Annotated in this window: 3 protein-coding genes; all 3 read right to left on the bottom strand. The window is 53.5% G+C overall.

What is annotated here, in order from left to right; genetic code table 11:
* On the bottom strand, positions 1-473 hold a 473-nt coding region (locus D2U88_RS08740; protein WP_119639978.1), incomplete at its 3' end, for a beta/alpha barrel domain-containing protein.
* 50 nt (positions 474-523) lie between these two features.
* Positions 524-1,573 (bottom strand): sugar kinase, encoded by a 1,050-nt coding sequence (locus D2U88_RS08735; protein WP_119638423.1) that lies wholly within the window; start codon positions 1,571-1,573, stop codon positions 524-526.
* 129 nt (positions 1,574-1,702) lie between these two features.
* A partial coding sequence (locus tag D2U88_RS08730) for a bile acid:sodium symporter family protein (protein ID WP_147378570.1) occupies positions 1,703-2,533 on the bottom strand: 831 nt, incomplete at its 5' end.

Raw genomic sequence — 2,533 nt, 5'->3', positions numbered from 1 at the left:
GGTTGTGGCCCCTTGATGGCCTTCACGAACCCGGGACCATAGGTGGAGCCAGGGAACAGTTTGATGACCTCCACCCCCAGTTCCTCGGCTCGGTTGATCTCCGTAAGACTGCCACAACCAGGGCTATACAGGACCTTTCTCCGGTTGCAGGTCACGGCAATGTCCTCCCTGAGGGAAGGCGTCACGATAAAGTTGGCCCCCAATTGCATGTAGAAGGAAGCGGCCGCGGCATCGGTGATGCTCCCCACCCCCATGATCATGCCCGGCAGTTCCTTTAAGGCATATTTGTTGAGTTCGGTGAACACCTCATGGGCAAAATCCCCTCTCGCCGTAAATTCCATCAACCTTGCACCGCCATCGTAACAGGCCTTCAACACCTGTTTTCCCAATTCCACATCGGGATGGTAGAACAGGGGGACCATGCCCGTTTCCGCCATTTTCCGTGCCACCTCGATCCTTGAATATCTTGCCATATCGTTTCTTTTACCCTTGTCCTTTTACTTTTACCTTTTTTACTTTTGCCCTATCTGGCCACCCTTCCGGAAGCATCGCCTCCCATCAGTTTCTCCACCTCATCAACGGTCACCAGATTCGCATCGCCCACAATCGTATGCTTCAAGCACGAGGCGGCCACCGCAAAGTTAAGCGCTTTCCGGTCATCATCCGGCCATGTGAGCAATCCGTAGATCAATCCGCCCATGAACGAATCCCCTCCCCCTACACGGTCCACAATGTGCGTGATCTGGTATTCCGGGGACGTGAACATATTATTCCCATCATACAATACCCCGGCCCACGTGTTGTGCGAGGCCGAAAGCGACCCCCTCAGGGTGGTGATCACCTTTTTGGCGTTGGGGAACTTTCTCATCATCTGCTGGCAAACGGACAGAAAGGCCTCGGCCTTCACATGTTCCCCCTGGGTGGTGATGTCCAGCCCTTCGGGCTTTATCCCGAAATGTTTCTCCGCATCTTCCTCGTTCCCCAGAATAATGTCACAGTACGACGTCAGTTCCGTCATGATTTTCTCCCGGTCCCCTCCGTATTTCCAGAGCTTGGCCCTATAGTTCAGGTCGGTGGAAATGGTAAGCCCGTGCTTTTTGGCCGCCTTTACCGCCTCGATACAGGCATCGGCCGCTCCCTGGGAAATGGCTGGGGTGATCCCCGTCCAGTGGAACCATCCCGCCCCTTCAAAAACGTTGTCCCAGTCCACCATGCCCTTCTGGATCTCCGCCATGGCCGAGTGGGCCCGGTCGTACACCACCTTGCTTCCCCGGGACACCGCCCCCGTTTCCAAAAAATAGATGCCCAATCGGTCACCGCCGAAAATGATCTTATCGGTGCCGACCCCGCGCTTGCGCATCTCCATCAGGGCGCATTCGCCCAGGTCGTTCTTGGGCAATCGGGTGACAAAGTCCACGGGGATACCATAATTGGCCAGGGATACCGCCACATTGGACTCTCCCCCGCCGTAGACCACATCGAAACGGTTCGCCTGCGAAAACCTTAAAAACCCCGGAGGGGCCAATCGTAACATGATTTCCCCGAACGTGATCACTTTTTTTGTCCCTTTCATATGCTGTTATGTTAGTTGGTTCTTAAAATATCATTTTGTTTGAGAAAAAGAAGAACGTACTTGGGAAAGCGGTACGCTCTTCTTGAAAAACTAAACTAACTCAAACAATCAATTCTTCTATTCTTTTGATTAACTTTTTATTTCGGATACTACTTTTTCTGGGGCGCTTTTGTGCCAATAGGATGCCAGTATGGACCCGGTAATGTTCATCAACGGACCGAAGACTGCCGGCGCAAGCCCCATGGTGGCAATCTTGCCCAACGAATTGGCGATCCCCGAGGCCAACCCCCCGTTCTGCATGCCCACTTCTATGGAAATGGTACGGGCATCCCGCTCGTCCATCCCCACGACCCGCGCGAACCAATAGCCCAAAAAGTAGCCGAAAAGGTTGTGCACCAGTACCAAAAGGAGCAATATGCCGCCGATATCCAGCAGACTGTCCCTGCCCGCTGCGGTGATCACGATGATGATCAGGCCTATGGCCAACATGGACAGCATCGGCATGATATCATCCAACCATTTGGTCTTGCCGTGCAACAAATAATTGAACAGCAATCCGGCACCGATGGGCAAAATGATCATCTTGGTGATGCTCCACATCATGGTCAACACATCGATCTCCACGAACTGACCGGCCAACAGCTTCATCAACAAGGGGGTGACAAAAGGCGCCAACAGCGTGGCAATGGAGGTGATGGTAATGGAAAGGGCCAGGTTGGCCTTGGCCAGGTAGGCCATCACATTGGAGGCGACCCCGCTTGGCGAGCAACCGATCAAAACGATTCCCGCGGCAATCTCCGGGGTAAAACCACTGATATTGGCCAGAACATAACCGATGATCGGCATGATGGCCAACTGCGCGGTCACGCCCACCAATACCCCTTTTGGGGATTTGATGATCCCAGCGAAATCCTTGATGCTCATGGAGGTCCCCATCCCGAACATGATGATCTGGATCAA

It is taken from the genome of Flagellimonas aequoris (genome assembly GCF_003584165.1).
GTDB lineage: Bacteria > Bacteroidota > Bacteroidia > Flavobacteriales > Flavobacteriaceae > Flagellimonas > Flagellimonas aequoris.
The sequence above is the reverse complement of the archived record's forward strand: the minus strand, read 5'-3'. Positions and strand labels throughout refer to the sequence as shown.